Annotated in this window: 13 protein-coding genes; 3 read left to right on the forward strand and 10 right to left on the reverse strand. The window is 46.4% G+C overall.

Features of this window, described 5'->3' with window-relative positions; genetic code table 11:
• Positions 1 to 29 precede the first annotated feature (29 nt).
• The 6 genes from GQF01_RS32725 to GQF01_RS32750 form a co-directional block, all read right to left on the reverse strand.
• A complete protein-coding gene (locus GQF01_RS32725; RefSeq protein ID WP_161411330.1) occupies positions 30 to 1,082 on the reverse strand; it encodes a Gfo/Idh/MocA family protein in 1,053 nt (350 codons plus the stop codon).
• 29 nt (positions 1,083 to 1,111) lie between these two features.
• Positions 1,112 to 2,083 (reverse strand): Gfo/Idh/MocA family protein, encoded by a 972-nt coding sequence (locus GQF01_RS32730; RefSeq protein ID WP_161411332.1) that lies wholly within the window; start codon positions 2,081 to 2,083, stop codon positions 1,112 to 1,114.
• Positions 2,084 to 2,353: 270 nt separating this feature from the next.
• Positions 2,354 to 3,430, reverse strand: coding sequence for a Gfo/Idh/MocA family protein (locus tag GQF01_RS32735; RefSeq protein WP_161411334.1), 1,077 nt, complete (start codon positions 3,428 to 3,430; stop codon positions 2,354 to 2,356).
• Between the two features lie 60 nt (positions 3,431 to 3,490).
• Positions 3,491 to 4,312 carry a carbohydrate ABC transporter permease gene (locus GQF01_RS32740; protein ID WP_161411336.1) on the reverse strand — a complete coding sequence of 274 codons (822 nt, stop codon included), beginning with the start codon at positions 4,310 to 4,312 and terminating at the stop codon, positions 3,491 to 3,493.
• Complete coding sequence (locus GQF01_RS32745; RefSeq protein WP_161411337.1) at positions 4,309 to 5,184, reverse strand: carbohydrate ABC transporter permease; 876 nt, start codon at positions 5,182 to 5,184, stop codon at positions 4,309 to 4,311. The genes GQF01_RS32740 and GQF01_RS32745 overlap by 4 nt, the downstream gene beginning before the upstream one ends.
• A gap of 39 nt (positions 5,185 to 5,223) precedes the next feature.
• Positions 5,224 to 6,588: an ABC transporter substrate-binding protein gene (locus GQF01_RS32750; protein WP_161411340.1), complete on the reverse strand. Its 1,365-nt coding sequence runs from the start codon at positions 6,586 to 6,588 to the stop codon at positions 5,224 to 5,226.
• A gap of 217 nt (positions 6,589 to 6,805) precedes the next feature.
• Here GQF01_RS32750 and GQF01_RS32755 point away from each other — a divergent pair, with 217 nt between their 5' ends.
• On the forward strand, positions 6,806 to 8,695 hold the full coding sequence (locus tag GQF01_RS32755) for a sensor histidine kinase (protein WP_161411342.1): 1,890 nt from the start codon (positions 6,806 to 6,808) through the stop codon (positions 8,693 to 8,695).
• Positions 8,667 to 9,434 (forward strand): response regulator transcription factor, encoded by a 768-nt coding sequence (locus GQF01_RS32760; RefSeq protein ID WP_161411344.1) that lies wholly within the window; start codon positions 8,667 to 8,669, stop codon positions 9,432 to 9,434. The genes GQF01_RS32755 and GQF01_RS32760 overlap by 29 nt, the downstream gene beginning before the upstream one ends.
• A 58-nt stretch (positions 9,435 to 9,492) precedes the next feature.
• On the opposite strand, the gene GQF01_RS32765 is transcribed toward GQF01_RS32760, so the two are convergent.
• Positions 9,493 to 10,782, reverse strand: a complete 1,290-nt coding sequence (locus GQF01_RS32765; protein WP_161411346.1) for a hypothetical protein — start codon at positions 10,780 to 10,782, stop codon at positions 9,493 to 9,495.
• Positions 10,783 to 10,915: 133 nt separating this feature from the next.
• Between GQF01_RS32765 and GQF01_RS32770 the strand changes: the two genes are divergently transcribed.
• Positions 10,916 to 11,716, forward strand: coding sequence for an AraC family transcriptional regulator (locus GQF01_RS32770; protein ID WP_328803580.1), 801 nt, complete (start codon positions 10,916 to 10,918; stop codon positions 11,714 to 11,716).
• Positions 11,717 to 11,724: 8 nt separating this feature from the next.
• Here GQF01_RS32770 and GQF01_RS32775 read toward each other — a convergent pair whose 3' ends face one another.
• The 3 genes from GQF01_RS32775 to GQF01_RS32785 are packed head-to-tail and all read right to left on the reverse strand — an operon-like array spanning position 11,725 to position 17,073.
• Positions 11,725 to 12,636 (reverse strand): nucleoside hydrolase, encoded by a 912-nt coding sequence (locus GQF01_RS32775; RefSeq protein ID WP_161411349.1) that lies wholly within the window; start codon positions 12,634 to 12,636, stop codon positions 11,725 to 11,727.
• Positions 12,637 to 12,658: 22 nt separating this feature from the next.
• Positions 12,659 to 14,314 carry a hypothetical protein gene (locus GQF01_RS32780; RefSeq protein WP_328803581.1) on the reverse strand — a complete coding sequence of 552 codons (1,656 nt, stop codon included), beginning with the start codon at positions 14,312 to 14,314 and terminating at the stop codon, positions 12,659 to 12,661.
• Between the two features lie 2 nt (positions 14,315 to 14,316).
• Positions 14,317 to 17,073 (reverse strand): hypothetical protein, encoded by a 2,757-nt coding sequence (locus GQF01_RS32785; protein ID WP_161411351.1) that lies wholly within the window; start codon positions 17,071 to 17,073, stop codon positions 14,317 to 14,319.
• Between the last annotated feature and the right edge of the window lie 11 nt (positions 17,074 to 17,084).

The following is a 17,084-nucleotide window of genomic DNA, read 5'->3' on the forward strand; positions in this document are numbered from 1 at the left end:
CTAGTAAGCTGCTCCCCCTCTACGTTCACCTATGACATGCTATTAGCTGAGGACGATTTCACAATAATCTCTTTCCCGCTGCGCGCCGATTCGTAAATAGCTAGAATCAAATCAACAGCTTTCCTTCCTTCTTCTCCCGATACCAACGGATCGCGATCTTCACGAATTGCATGAATTAAATCATCCACGAATATAAAATGCCCGTCATTGGTGATAGCGGTAGGATCATTCTTAGCGCTAACTCTTGGTTCAACTTTAGGCGCTTCTTCCTCACTATCAACAAATTTCCACTGCTTGAACCCTGTATCGTCAAATATGATCGTGCCTTTCTCACCATGAAGTTCAAAACGCGTCTCCTGCCCTGGGTACACAGACGTCGTTCCCTGAATCACGCCGAAGGCGCCGTTCTTGTATTTCACAACGGCAACAGCTGTATCTTCCACTTCAATTTCACGAACTAGCGCGGATGAATAAGCAAAGACAGACTCGACATCTCCCATCAGCCACTGAATCAAATCGATGCCATGCACACCTTGGTTCATCAGGGCACCTCCGCCATCGATAGCCCAAGTGCCGCGCCAGCCGGCGCTTTTGTAATACTGTGGGCTGCGATAGCTTTTCTGGTATGCATCGCCAAGCACCAGCTTACCCAGCTTGCCGGCCTCAATGGCTTTTTTCGCGACAATGGAAGCCTCCGTCACACGGCGTTGGAATACGCAGCCGAGTTTCACATTTGCCTGACGGCAAGCTTCAATCATACGAGTCATACTATCTGCTGTAATATCAAGCGGTTTTTCACATAGCACGTGTTTGCCTGCTTGCGCTGCCGCAATCACAACTTCCGCGTGATAACCGCTTGGTACCGCTACAGTAACTACATCAATATCGTCACGCTTCAGCAGCTGCTGATAGTCTTGATACACATGAGGAATCGAGAAATCTGCTGCTAGTTTTCCAGCCTTTTCTATCTCAACATCAGCAATACCAACCAACTCGGCTTGAGAATGACCTATGATGGCTTTCACATGAGATGGAGCAATAACTCCAGCTCCAATGACAGCAAATCTCGTTTTTTCACTCATATTTTAAATACCTCCTCTTTTCTTTGTTATCATTTCACTACCTGCTCGTTTCCTGTCTCACTTGAATCATATACACTCTCGATCACCGAGACGACGGTTTTGGAATAAACACCAGAGCAGTCCAACAATTTATCATTTGTAATCGCATCCATAAGATCCAGCAATTGCTTGACGAGCGGCTGCACAGTCGGCTTCAACTGTACTGGCTCATAAGTTCCGTTATGGCTTATTGATAGACCCTTACCTGTCTCCAGCTTGAGCATCCCTTTAGTAAAGATAAATTCCGTTTCATTACGGGAAACTCCTGCATAGCCAGATTGCATAATCAAGGCGGGAACACCGGAGGAGGTTTCCAGAAATATGGCCCCGCTACCTTCAACATCTCCCCGTTCTCCTTGGAAGCTTACGGACGCCTTCACCTTGGTAACCCTGCTTTGTGTCATCCATTGAATTTTATCAATCGAATGAGCCCCCAGATTCGTCATGATGCCTCCACCTGCTTGACTCTTCTCGAAGAACCACCTAGGTCGATCTGCTCGATAATAGTTGACGTGCCGCGTATCATTTATCATGACAAGATTGCCGAGCTCCCCACTTTCAATAATCCGTCTAGCCTCTATATTTTCTGGAAAATAGTGTTGGGTATGCCCCACCATTAACTTAACTTCATAGCGCTCAGCTGCAGCTATAATTTCATCGCATTCCGCTGTATTTAATGCCATCGGCTTTTCAAGTAAAAGATGCGATCCATGTTCGGCGCAGCGAATAGAAACTTCCTTGTGCAAAAAATGCGGCAGCGCAATGACGCTAATATCTGGTTTTTCTTTCTGCAGCATTTCTTGGTAATCTGTATAAGCGCGAATGCCATATTTCTTAGCCGTGTCCACGGCAAGAGATTCATTAATTTCAGCAACGGCGACTGGCTCTAATCCATCAATATGACTAGCTGCGTCTAAATGCTGTACACCTATTGCCCCTGCACCCAATACGGCCAGCTTCATACCTGCTATCCCTCCTCCTTGTCCTGTCTGTTCATGCAGCTTACGTTAATCTTTATATTAATAGCATATTTAATGAAAATAAATCCGCAGTACTACGAATCTTGCACATAATTACGAATGATTCGAATATTAGTGAATCTTCCGAAAAAGCGACTAATTAGGTTTAACGATCACTGTATCCCCGATCATGTCGACGGTACGTTGATGCAGCAAAAATAGACCCACAGCTTCGGGCTGAGGGTCTACATTTTATATATACGCTCTCGGGGTTCACGATTCCAAACCAAACTCTTTCATTACATCGTTCACTTTCACAGGGTTACCGCTTTCCATGCTTCTTTCCATTGCCGTCAAGATAGATAGCGTGTGAATGCCCTCCATCAGATCAGGCTTCGGCGTTTCGCCCTTGTCCAGGCAATCAGCAAAATATTCAATGTAGTTTTGATACTCACCCGCATGATGGCTCGTTCCCTCGAAGCGGAAATAGTACGGGAACTTTTCTTCGAACGAATGAGTCACTGGCTTCTCTGGCGGAAAATGAGTATGGTATAGCAGATTCGAATAGACTGCCCTACTCGTCCCTTTCGTCCCCCTAAGTGTACAGCTAATGCCCGGATCTATATGCTGAAGCGTAGGCTTAGTGTAGGAGCCAGCTACTTGAGCGATACGCCCTTCCTTATCTTTCATTACAAATCTCATTGTATCTGGCGTCGTTAACCCATACGCCCTATTGCTGCTACTGGAATGTCCGTAACCAAACACCTCTTCGATTTCAGGCAAATACCATTTGGCCAAATCCACGGCATGTATCATGAAATTATACAACCAACTGAAGCCCCTCTGCCTACTCCAATCTTTCTGCAAAAACCAGCGGGAATCCGCGATATAGAAAGTTTCGACCGTATCCACTTCACCATGGCGGCCGGCTAAGAAATCCTCGCGTTGATGGAGCATCGGCTCGAAAAATCGGGAGCTCTGTCCCACGAAAACGTATTTGCCTGATGCTTTCCACACGCGAAGCAGTCCATTAGCTTCTTCCAAAGAATGAAGCATCGGTTTCGTTACAATGACATGTTTGCCTGCTTCCAATGCCATTTGAATATGCCGACCGTGAAGCTGATCCGGGGTATAGATGGCAATGACATCAATCTCTGAATCTTGAAGCATCTCCTCATAGCTCAGCGTATATCGCCGAAATCCGAATTCATCCCTGCGCAGCTTGCACATCTCTTCATTAATATCGCAGACATTCACCAGATCCCAACGTTCACTTTGCAGCGCTGCCGAGATAATACTGCGTCCTTCCCCTAGCCCGATAACGCCTAGTTTGTATATGCGCTTATTCATGATGTTTGCCACTCCTTTTCGTCAAAATTCCGCTTATCAACTGCACAAATCTCAAACTTGCTAACCTTTGACCGAGCCAGAAGTCATTCCAGAAATGATATATTTCTGACCAATCAGGTAAATTACAATAACGGGTAGTGTTGTAAGCACAATATCCGCCGAAACCAAATTCCAATTCACTTGGAAACGTCCATAGAAATTATAAACAGCTAACGTCATTGGCCACTTGGTCGAAGAATTCAAATAATATAAAGGAAGCACGAAATCGTTCCAAGCGCCCATAAAATTCAAAATTGCGACTGTTACTACGACAGGTGTTAAAAGCGGAAGAACAATGGCGTAGAACAGCTTGAATGGCGGACAACCGTCCACGATTCCTGCCTCATCTAACTCTTTCGGAACAGAGCCAATGAAACCGTAGATGAGAAATACGCTGAACGGGATCGAACCGACGGCTAGTAGGATGATAATCCCAAGCTGCGTATTAATGAGATGGGTCATCTGCATAACTTTGGTTAATGTGACAAAGTTAACAGGCATCGCGATACCCATGATCACGAACAAATATAGAAAACGGTTCATACGCGTACGGTTTCTAGAGAACACATAAGCCGCAATTGAAGCGAGTGCAATACCTAGCACAGTTGAGAGACTGGCGTATAACAGGCTATTGAAGAATGATTGTATGAGTTTACCTTGTTCGATAACGACAGCATAATTGCTCCATGCTAAGCTCTTCGGAAGAGCCATACTCATCGTGTTCGCTTCCAGTTGTGTTTTAAGCGAATTGATGACGATCAGAAGCAGAGGAATAAACATGAGTAGACTGAGCACCCAAGCGAACAGGTTTCGGAGCAGCGAGATCACAGGGTTCATTCTCATGCGCTATGCTCCTCCTCTTTGGCCATCAACCGAATCACGAAGTATCCGACAATGGTCATAAACAAGAATAGAACGGTTGACAAGGCTGTTCCTACACCGTATCGACCTTGTGAAAACTCCTTGAATATCGTCGTATACAGCACATCCGTCGCGTAGCCAGGCCCGCCATTAGTCAGCACATACACAACCTCAAATACTTTGAGCCCATGCAGTAAATTGAGCACGGTGGTAACGACGAGAGCAGGCATCAGAAGAGGAACCGTCACATATTTAAACTTTTGCCAATGATTTGCACCGTCAATCTGCGCTGCTTCATAGTAGGTTTTCGAGATGGATTGCAGGCCGGCGAGCAGGATAATCATGATGTAACCTACACCCTTCCATGTATCGACGGCGATAATGGATTTGAACGCCCAGTTCACATCGACGAGCCATTTTTGAGTTAGGACATCTAACCCGATTGCTCGCAGCGATTCATTCAGTAGACCAGTAGCCGGGTTGAGCACGGATTTGAAAATAAGTCCGACAACAAGCATGGGGACAATGGCAGGCATGAAAATCATCACTCGGTGAAAGCCTTTCATCCGAATGCCCTCATTAAGAGCAATGGCAAATAATAAACCGAGGAGCGTCTTCAGAATCACCGTTGATAGCGTAAAATTCAGCGTATTGATAATAAATTTCATGTATTTCTCATCTGCTGAGAATAAGGAACTGAAATTATCAAATCCGATCAGCTGAATCTCGCTGGAATACATGTTCCAATCCGTGAATGAGTAGTAGAAGCCCATCAAGCCCGGCACGATAAAAAACACCACGTATAGCCCGAGTGTAGCCCAGCTGAAATAGGAAGGATAGATCTTATTGTTCATAGCGGTAAGCTCCCCACTCCGAATAGAATTCTAATCTCTTTATTTGGCCCAAGCTGGATCTTTGGCTACCCCTGCCATGTCTGCTCTTCGTTTATCAATGCTTTTCAACACATCGATCGGCTCCATTGATTTACTGAACATCGCTACCAAATCTTTCCCCATATCCATCCATTGCGGATTGACATAATTAACATAATCCTGGAGGTCCGTTCCTCTCTTCGGATATGCGGCAAACAGTTTCTTCTGCTCATCCGTATACTTATCCTTAAGTCCAGAGAAGTTTAGATTGGATACTGTCTTATCGTTGTCGACCATATATTGCAGATTTTCGGGTTTGGCCAAAAAGGCTAGATACTGCTTCGCCTCTTCGATATGTTTCGATCCGGAATAAACGAACTTGCTCGGTCCTCCTGGATTGATGTAATAAAATTGGTTATCCGCAAGCGGGATTGGGAAGAATCCGAAGTCTTCGGCTTTCAGCTCGGGATTAATTTTGGTGACATCACTTGGTGTGCTTTGTGTGGACAATGACATGGCATATTTACCGCTTGCTAACTTGTTAGCTGTATCGGCGCCTGTGTCAGAAAACGTGTTGTCGCCAAAAAAACCGAGATCGTACATCTCCTTCATCTGAGTCAAAGAAGTTTTCATGCTTGGATCATCCACGAATTTCTTTTTATTTGCATTCAGATCGTTATAAAGATTAGGCGTAGCTTCATCATAACGCGGTCCCGGTTCAGCGAACCAAAGCACATGATGCCAACCGTCTGCGATTGGTTCATAGATCGGCGTTATGCCTGCCTGCTTGATTTTCATAGAGGCTTGCTTCAGCTCTTCATAGGTCTTAGGTACGTTGATACCGAGTTTCTCATATATTTTCTTGTTGTATACAACGACAAAGCTGTTGCCGGTATCCCAAATCGTAAGCGCATACACTTTACCATTTAGAGAAAGCTGCTCTAGTGAAAGTTTATCTTCTCGCTTGGTCCATTCCTGATCGCTCAGGTCAACGGCATTCTTCTCTACGTTATAATTTAAGCTAATCTCACTTTTGCCGCTTTGTCCGCCGAATAGATCTGGACCTTCCTTGGCATTAAGCTTTGTTTTAAGTACATTGAAATATTGGTCTGCTGGAATGATTTGATAATCAATGCGTATGCCGGTCTCACTCTCAAACTTCTTAGCCAGCTGCATTTCCGTATCCTTGATCCATCCTTGACTGGCAATATACGTTAACGTTACGTCTTTCTTAGCGGGAGTTTTGCTCTCAGTTGCTGGTGTATCGCTCTTAACTGCTGGCGCTGCAGCGCTGCTAGTCGCACTAGGTGCGGATCCACTACTGCATCCTCCAACCAATGCAACGGTACAAATTGATACGGCCAACGTCCATAACGGCTTTTTCACAACACCACTCCCCTTGGTTTCTGACCCTCATAAATCCGCTTACATTTCGGATATGCCCTCATTATAGACGGCTAGCACGCTATCTAACATGGAGAAATCCGACTCCTTTTATGCACAAATTTGACTTGCATACGCTTTCAAGAAAAGCTTTGACAAAATGATCAGCCAGAAGGAAAATGAAAGCATCAAAGCTACACCGACCGCTTGGAGGCAGGTTATGTGGACTAAAAACCGCAACATCCGATCGATTCTTTTCTCCACCTACTCGTTAATCATTCTCATTGTGTTCACCGTACTGGTTGCTTGGTTCTACCTATGGGCCTCCGATCTATTGCGGAAGAACGCCACAGATTCATTGGAAAGCATGGGACAGTCCATGCAAGATAATATTGATTCTGAGTTTCATAAATTAAACGATGTTTCGCTGAATGTCATGTACTCCAATTTAGTGAAAAATCACTTTCAACGCTATCTTTCCCTCACAACCGACTCGCGATCGAATATAGCTGTGAACGCAAATGTGACTGGCGCTGAGAATTCGGTGCAAAACGCCAAAGAGTTAACGGACATCCTCACGGCAGCAATCGGACCGTCCCGTCCTGTTGAACAGCTGTATTTGTATGATTTCAAAAGCAAAGTATACGGCAACGGCTTTGATAATGGTGAACGAACGTATCTCCCCCAAGATAAGCCATGGTTTGATGCTGTGATGCATAATACCGCTGGGAAATACATCGCTCCTCCCGTTCCCGATGAGGAAATGTCGCGTTTCATTTCATCTAACGAGAAACAGTTTTCGATGTCCTTGTTCCGTCTTTTCTACGATAACTACAATACTCCTATGGGGATTATCGAAGTAAAGCAGTACTTCAATCGCATTTTCAAAAGTGCCATAGATTTTACAGATCGCAATCCTTACCAAGCCAAAGTCCTCGTCTACAATAATGCCAACGAAATTATCTATCCAACGAAAGCTGATAAAGAGCGATATCTGCCCTATATGACGTATAGAGGAGCGGATGGAACTGCTGGAAACCAATCCTTTTACAATCAAGATACAGGGGAAAAAGCGCTGCTATCGCTGCATTACTCCGAGTTTACTGGGCTTAGTACGGTCATTATCGTATCTGAAAGCAAATTGCTCTCGCCACTTTTCACATTTGCGAAGCGAACGGTGCTTATCGCTCTGATTATTCTGCTCCTGTCTATTTTACTTTCGTTCCTTGCGGCCAAACGAATTACAATGCCGATTCAGAAAATCCATCGTTCTATGCGAACGATGCGCCTGGAAGACTTAGGCACTGAACGTGGTGCTGCGCCTCAGCTAAATAGCGGTTTAAACGAACTAGACCAGCTGTATTGGTCGTTCGTCAAGATGAGCTCTCGGCTGAAACAATCCATGGATGATTTGTTAATGTCGCAACATCAAGAGCTGCAAGCTAAGCTGATTGCCCTCCAGACGCAAATGAATCCGCATTTTCTATATAATACACTCACGACAATTCAGGTGATGGCACAGGAGAATATGAATGCTGAAATCGTCGCCATGACAGAAAATATGTCGGACTTTCTCCGCTATTTCTCAGCAGACGGTTCCCTCGTTGCACTCAAAGAGGAAGTTCTGCATACCCGCAAGTATCTGGAAATCAATCAAATCCGCTTCGGGCGCAAGCTGCATTTCGAATTTGACATAGATGATCAACTCACCGAACTACGAATCCCGAAGCTTATTATTCAGCCATTAGTGGAGAACGCGCTCAAATTTGCTACCAAACATCAGCCGCCCTGGACGATCCGTGTAACAGGGACAATTTCAGCTAATCATTGGCAGGTTGAGGTCGCAGATACCGGTGACGGATTTAGTGAAGAAAGTTTGGCGAATCTGGATCGGAGAATCCAAGAGATTGACAAGACGAACGTACTTCCATTACTTCAACTAAACGGGATGGGACTGTTAAATATTTATATCCGCATGAAGCTGATGTACGGTAATGAAACCATTTTCCGAATTGCAAACGGACAAGGCGCAACTGTCATCATTGGCGGAACGCTTACACAAGGAGGTATCAACGAACATCATGGTCATGGAGGAACGGCAGTTAGTTAAGATCATCGTCGTAGAAGATGAGGATTTGATTCGTAATAATCTTGTAAAAAGAATCGAACTCTTCTCTGGTACAGTGAAAGTTATTGGGGCAGCGCAAGATGGCAAGGAAGCGCTTGATCTTGTCCGCCAAGATCAGCCTGACCTCATCGTGACAGATATTCGCATGCCTGTTATGGATGGGCTAGAGCTAATCAAATCGCTGGACAGTTACTTCCCTCGCATCCGCAAAATCATCGCTAGCGGCTTTGCCGATTTCGCCTATGCCAAGGAAGCTATGCAGTACAATGTGAAAGACTACCTGCTCAAGCCTGTTTCAACAGATGAGCTCCATCGCGTTCTCTCGCGGGTTATTACGCTTATTGAGAATGAGAGAGCTCAGTTCGAAGATCATTTAAGGGGATTGAACCCGCAGACAGCACAGAATCCAGAGGATATCGTTCAACTTGTGCGTGAATTTATGCGCGATAATTTCACAAAAGAATTGAACCTTGAGCAAATTGCCCGGCATTTTAACTTCACAGCTTCTTATTTAAGCAAAATCTTCATCAAATATACCTCAGAACCTCCTTCCCGCTACCTAATGACACTGCGTATTAATGAGGCCAAATACTTATTGACGCATTACCGCAATTTAACGATCAAAGAAGTTGGCGAACGTGTCGGATACCTCGATCAGTTCTACTTCAGCCGCATATTTAAGCAGATGACAGGCTTCACTCCCAAGGAATATCAAAGATAAAGGCTGCCGATCGAATCCGTAAGGGAGATCCTTTCCGAAGTCTATCAGCAGCCTATATTTAATAATTGCCCGCAAAACCGCCTGGCGGCGGCACATTACCTTCCTTATCGAAGCTGTCCATGTACACGGCACGCTTCGCCACAGTTAGCTCCGCAGCATCCAAAGCCTTCACGTTGTCGCCATGAAACAGCTCGTCAATAATCCACTTCTGACCGAATCCCGCATGAACGACCTCGTCTGCCCAATCGAAATCCTGGAACGTTGTCATCAGCGGGTCTTGGACGACATCCCGGCAGAATTCCCATTCCTCTCTTTTTCCCGGTGGATATTTCATCGCAGCTTTCTCAATGGCAATCGTTAAGTGGGTATAGGCTTCATCGTCATTAAACAATTGACTTGTCATATCATACCAGCCGGTCCAGTTCGGGATGGCGTGAACATCATAGCCTTTACTCCGCAGCGCCGCCTCTCCAAACCAGCAGTGCCTGACCTCATCCCATAAATGTCTCGCGGTATCATGGTAGAAGGACCACGGCTTCCCTTCCGTAGAGAAATGTACATAAGCAACTCCCTCGGCTGGCGACATCTCAAAGTATCGGGAAAGCATCATTTGAAGAAAACGTCCCTCATTATTGTCTTCGAATGTCATTCCCTTCATTTTGACGACTGACGTCTGGTACCGGTTATCTCTGGTGCTTGTGAAAGGAAGCTGAAAAGGTTCGGTGCTCACGATCAAACACGGATCCACTACTCCTTTATCCTCGCAACCGTCAATCCCTCCAGCTGCTTGCAGCAGCGCTTGGATATAGAGCTTCCAGCGCTCTGCGCTCACTTTCTCCTCCCTACTTGCGGATGCCATAAAGTGAGCAATCGCCTGCTCGCCCCACACCATTTGCCCTTTGCGGTCTATGAGCTGATGCTGCAAAAGATGTATCGTCGGCTCATCAACGAGCGGTTGAGCCTCAGACAGGTACCTATTCACGGCCTCGATCATCGCGGGCTTCAGCACCTCAAACAAAGCAACCAATAGGTTCAGCGTATTGGACGATTCCAATATTTTAGTCATCAATGTATCTAAAGCATCATCCGGGCACTTCTCGAAAGCTCTCACGCCCATCCGAAGCTGCTTGCAGCGGTTGCGGAACTGATTATAGAACTCGGAATCCTGCCAGGTGAAACGCGCTAATGCTCCCTTCACCTCATATTCAGGCCGAGCTGTCATATGGCCCGCTTCTAGCCTCATTGAGCGCCGATCTGCATACGCAATGCGTTGAAGACGCTTAGCCGATTCCTCGACGGACAAGCCTACTCGATCCCAATGTTCGATCCCCATAAATGGATGCAGCATGTTGAAACATCTCCTTCAAATATTTGTACTATACATTTCTTGAATACCTTCATTTTACTGGGAAAACGTTGTAAAATGAATTCACTACCTGTCGAAATGTTTGTACTTTTCTACATAAAGGGGACGCATGAGCGTGGAGTTTATTACACAAGTAGGCTTAACTAGCAATTTCGGCAAAGTCACCTGCGAGCGAACATGGAAATGGGATACCCGGCAGCAGCCACTGGAAGATTTCGATCTCTGGTATGCATGGAACGGTACAGGGACGATGCTTCGAAACAAGATGACTTATCCAGTTGGAAGCGGAACATGTTTCCTCTTCATGCCGGGAGACGCCACGGCTGCAAGTCATGATCCGCAGCAGCCACTTACGGTCACCTATATTCACTTTTCTTTGGCCGACTACAAACCATTACTGCCGTCTATGCCATCCGGTTATCACATTGTGAAGGATCGCTTCGTCTTCGAAACGTATCTGAATCGTTATGTTGAAACGATGTTGGAGAACACGAAAGATTCCGCTGTAGAAGGAAAAATGTTATTGGCATTAATGCTCATGCAGTTAAAACGTGAAGAAGATCAGCCGGCTCTGCATCCTGCTGATCATTTAACTTCGCTCATTCGCATGTTGGCTCACCGTATTCGTCAGACGCCGGGCATCCCACATTCACTTGAGTCATTGGCGGAGAATGCCAATTTATCTCCCCGTTATTTCTCTCTCAAATTCAAGGAAATTATGGGGATACCCCTGGAACGATATATCATCCAGACTCGCATTGAACGCGCCGAACAACTGCTGCGCTATAACGGGATGAATGCCTCTGAAGTCGCGGAAGCATTGGGCTACAAAGATTTGTCATTTTTCAGCAGACAGTTCAAAAAAATCTGCGGAAAAAACCCTTCCGAAATAAGGAAAGAAGGGTTTCGACGTTAGATGGCGGATTATTTCTTATAAGCATCGTACAAAGCAATTTTGGCAAACATATCCTCTAGCGTAAACCGGGCGTCCACCTCATTGTACCAACGAATGAAGCGCTCTTTCTGATAATGGACATAACGCATGTCCTGTGTTATTCGTGGTGCAGGCTTCATTTCGTAGGCATACTCGTGACTATCCAAAAGCAAACTGACCGCCGGTGAATCGCCTAGGGACCACATTTCTCCTTTTGGGAAACGCGGATTTCCGGCGGCGGTATGGTTGAAATCAACCATTTGCTCAAATAAATAGCTGCCTATTGGCCCATAAGGCCGAACCTTAAGCGCCAATTCCGCCAAGCTGACGCGAATCGTCGAATACACATTGCGAGGGACAACCCACAGTGGAACAGAGGAAGCCATAACGCTATTAGCAGCAGCGATATCATTACTTAAGTTAAATTCCCTCTCTCCTTCTGGCCATTGGCCGCCTCCGATCCAAATAGCTGTCAACCGATCGGCAATTCGCGGTTCGATCAATAGAGCGCTCGCCAAATCCGTAATAGCTCCTAGCGAGATCACATAAAGCGGCATCGCATCTTCTTTCATCGCCTCACGGATGATGAACTCAGCCCCTTCGGAGAGGGCCGGTGTCCTCTCATCTGTCATCGCCCGCTCTGCCCCCCGATAGAGAGGAACAACCTCCTTCATTTCCATCAGAGATAGGATTTTCTCGCACTCCTCATAGCTATCCTCCATCGAGGTTAGCGTTCGCTCGGTCCCAAAGTGAGCTGCAATAATGCCTTTGTTAACAAATCGGGGCGTCAGAAGCGCATGAACAATCGCAAATTGATCATCCGCTTCGTTCTTGGCATCCGTATTAATAATCAAGCGAATTCGTTTGCTTTCCGGTACCTCGTAGGGTAGAAATGTGATCATTGTAGCCTCTCCTTCTTGTCTGTTAAGTTCTGCTATTGATTTCAAAATCTAAGGTGAATCCACCTGAATCTTTCTTATACATCCTAAGCTCCGTACGGCCAAATTTTTGCATCCAGCAATCCTGGCTCCCAAGGAATGGCGCTGCAGCCTCATGCGCATTCTCATGCAAGAAGCTGTTCACAGGCAGCCATACACCACCATTCCCATACGTGCAGGAATCCCGCCATTTGTCAGCTAGCAGCCAATCTCCAATAATGACGGTCGTTCCACTTTCTGCTTTTTTTCGGACCGCGTGGAGAGTCCCTTCTGTAATTCGTGATCCCGCTACTACGATTAGTTTCGGGTCGCCAATCTGCTCAGCTTGCACGGTATTATCAAAGACGAGAACATTATGTACCGGATAAAACAAGGGATGTATAGCTTCCGTAGTTATAAAGTCTGCGCCTTGCTTTAGCGGAAACTGCTCAAATGGAACCCTCAGCTTTAGCTCATGACGCGGGAAGTTATAGCCTGGAATGTGCAGGCAGCTGCCATGGGAAGGGATCGAGCCATGGCTAAGCAGATGCCACGCTTCAAATATACTTGTTACCGCTTCCGGACGCTCCTCGCTGCGGTTACCATACAATCGCGCGTTCTGTCCGTAATTGCTGTCATCCGAATGGATGAGGACAATGTCCGGAGAAGCGTCGGAATGCCGCCATGAGATCGGATGTTTCGGAACGAAATCCTTGACGAATCGAGCCCAAATCTCGCCAAATTCGGTCTTACTGAACGAGCTGCCATCATAGGCGAGCAGGGCATCCACATTTTCCGTAAACAGATGTGTGGGGGCCATATAGTACCCCATCATCAGCGCGGATTCATATTCCTCAGGTGAATGTCCGGGAAAACCGGAGGTCCGGGTAAACCAGCTTCCGATATCAGGTCCCCATAAGTCGGCACAAATCCACATGGAACGTGCATACTGCTTCGCTGCTCCAAGTGCCGTCGACAGCTGAAGGGATTGGAACGATTCCTTCATAATTTTAGGACAAAGCGTCATTCCTGCCCTTGCCATTGTATGAAACATGATGGGGAAAACATGCTCCGAAATCAAAGGAACGGAATCCCCGTCCAAGCCGTTAACCTTCAGCAAGTCACGCACATGGTTCACTTGATCGGAAACAGCAGTAATGACGCGCTGCTCTGATTGAGACAAGCTCAGACCTTCTGTTTCCGTCCAATGAGGGAACCATCCATCCTTTCTATACTGCCCAGCATTGACTTGCAAGTGCTCTGGCTCGTCATATAATAGGCCGATTAATTTCCCGCTGTTTGCTGCTGTTATAATCGCCTCATCCGGGACATCATAGCGATTCGTCCCTTGGACAAACGGGCCATTAATGTTGCCATATTCATTTCCCAGACATACTTCAATCCCAGATCTGACCATGTCATTTAGCATTTCCGCTTGCCCAGACAAATCCGGAAACATATGATGCACATAAAACTCTGTACCTAGCTCCTTCAAGATAGCCATATACGATTCCGTGTCTGGCAAAGGGTCTTGGGATGGCGTTACCATCCCCGTTCCTGTTCGCATTAATCGGTCGGATGCTTCTTTGGCCCACGGATCCTGCCAAGCGAGGACAGGGCCTTGGAGTCCTAATTTAGGTCGGCGGCTTATGTTTTCAGTCACTTTTACACACCCCCTGTAGGTTGGACTGTCCTTTCAGGCTGGATATTCTCTGCGCTATAAAGCCAATCCATCGTATCTGCACTCACACCTTCGTGAGACACATCCCGTGCCGCTGGTCTTTGTTCACCGGCAATGATGCCTACAACCAGGTAAGCTCCTTTGCCGAAAACCAGTGTATGCCTGCCAGCTTCATACGTATAAGCATGAATATTTAGGCTTGGATAAAAATAGACCTTCATGCCGTTTTTCAATATCGGCACTAATCCACCTCGGTCATCTGCATGCGTATTCTCCTCCAAATTGGGTGCCTTCAGCCACTGGGAGTCTGGTGAATTGAAGTAAGCCACTAAGATAAGAGACTTCTCGAACAGCTCTATATCCAGATTCACACCTTCTTTCGATGCTTCCCGTTGACTGAAGCGAATACCCGTTAAACCGGCAAGCTCTTCGGCATAATTCTGAATAAATACATCACCGTCATTAAAAATATACTGCTGCTTATCAATCGTATACGTCTCAGCATTCTTGGAATGCAGCGTGAATGGTGCAGCTTTATAAGGTTCAATTTTGCCACCTGCATCTCTTAAAGCAGCCGGTAATTGGCCTATTTTTAGACGCTGTACCTGATTCGTCAAATTCTCATACTCTTGCTCATAAAGCGGCAAACAATCTCTCCAATGGCCATAGGTTTCTCCGTTCGGGAAAGGCACTTTACGCTGAGGCGTTTGCATGCTGTTGGCGTATAGATATGTTGTATCCGTCAAAGCCGTAAGCTCTCGGTAGTTCCTCAGGCTCATCTCCGCATGTGTCTGTGCGCTTTCCAGCAAGTCGGTCCTCTCCAAATAACGTCCTTCAACTGTATGCTTGTAAGTTAAGATGTTGATTGCAGCCCTAACTTTATAGGTGTAGGAGTAAGTCATAAGCCGAATAGCTTCAACGTCATTGGCAATTCGCTCGAACTCTTCCTTATTTCGGCTCACATAGCTGCTCGCATTCCGAATCGCTTGGACGGCCTTTTCCGTGTCACGCTCGACTTCGGCAATGATGTCCGCTGGCGTCTCACCCACATGTGGTTTACCTTGAATTTCTTTTAAAACGTACTCCTCCAATCGCTCTCCTTGAGGCGCTTGGCATTCCCATAACTCTTTCCAAGGCATATAACGATCTGGGTTGGTCAGTTGACTGAGGGTCATACCCAAACTCATCGTCTGCCGGTTTCCCTCGGTAATCCCGAAACGACGAAGAATTTTGGGCGCACATTCCCCCGATTCTTCGTATGCCGTAAGGATCAGCTCACCAGCTTCCTTACTACCGTAGCGCTCGGCGAGAAGATCAACCCAATAACGTCTCTCCTGTTTCGGATCTCTATCGGGATTCCAGGCATATCGAAACCAAGAGGCAAACCAAATCCAATCCCGGTCAAATTGTCGCAAGCGAGGTGTAGCTTGATCTGGCGAGTACGGCCAATCCCAGAAAAATAGCGGATACAAATGAAGACCGTTCGCGCCGAGCCTATATGTAGCGGCCTGCATACTCTTTTGAATGAAAGAAGGACTGCCCCAACGGAACGGCTCCAAATTGGCCAATATATGCACATTGATCATATGAATCGTCTCTAGCGAACTGAGATGGTTATGAATGCTCTGCCAGCGCCCCCTCGGAGTAAATGTGGTCAGGGATTCTCCATTGAATTTCGCTTCTGTATACAGGTTCGGATAATGCGGGAGCGCAGCAGCCATAACGCTTTCCGCATTAATAGCGTGTGAACGAATGATGATTGGCGGCTTTTCTTTCAGCTGCAAATCCTTCAATCCGTTATTAACGCCTTCAAGAATGGTTTCCGTCAACCACTCTGCTCCATAGAGTTGTCCTTGAAGGGCCTCTCCAAGGCAAACCATTAAGCCTACATTGGGAAATGTTCGCACAAATGCCGAAATGCTCTTTTGATAGTAATCGCTAGTAAGTGGCGTCGGTTTCGGCTGATGCAGCTCCAGACCATGCTTTTGAGCAAACGGCAGCGGAATATGAATGTTGTAAAAATTAAGAACGATCCAAATGCCGCGTTTGTTTCCTTCCTCTGCCAGCCAATGGAAGGTTTCTACGTTCAAATGAAACTCGTCTTCTGTCACTTCAAGCGCTTCCGGGTAATCGTCAAGCTTAACGAAGGAGGAGAAAGGATGCCCCGTCCAGATATAGATGACATTACAGCGCTGCTCTAAGAGCATATCAAGGAAATCAAGCCATAGCGCTTTATCATAAAACCATGGGAACCTTGCTGGTGTAACCGGATATTCATAGGTGCGTCGAGGCGGCTCTACCTTTGTTTTCTGAAGACCAAGGGCAGGTCCACGCAATACAAAAGACGGTGCATCGCCAAATGCCAACCGATCGGGAAGCGCCTGCTCTTCACGAACAATAGCTGCCAACTCCTGACATCCGTACAGGGTTCCGGTATCGCTGCCGCCGGAGATGACGGTCAAGTTGCCGGGAAGCGCAGCCAAGTAAAAGCCTTCATCAGCAGGAGCCAGCGTATGATAACAGAGGACCTCCTCTTCTTCCAATGTACGGATAAACTCGGCCTCCTGACGGTTGCCGATGAATATTTTAGTCCCCTCTTTCGCTCGATAGTTCGAGATTAACCATGGATCAGATGTTTCAACACGATAACCTTGATCTTCTAGTGCCTTGGTGAGAATTGCCGCACCAAACAGAATTCTAGGTGCTGCTTGATCTTGAATCGCCAAATAAATCGTTTTCATATCCATTCCTC

Source organism: Paenibacillus silvestris, from assembly GCF_009882985.1.
Taxonomy (GTDB): Bacteria; Bacillota; Bacilli; order Paenibacillales; family NBRC-103111; genus Paenibacillus_E; species Paenibacillus_E silvestris.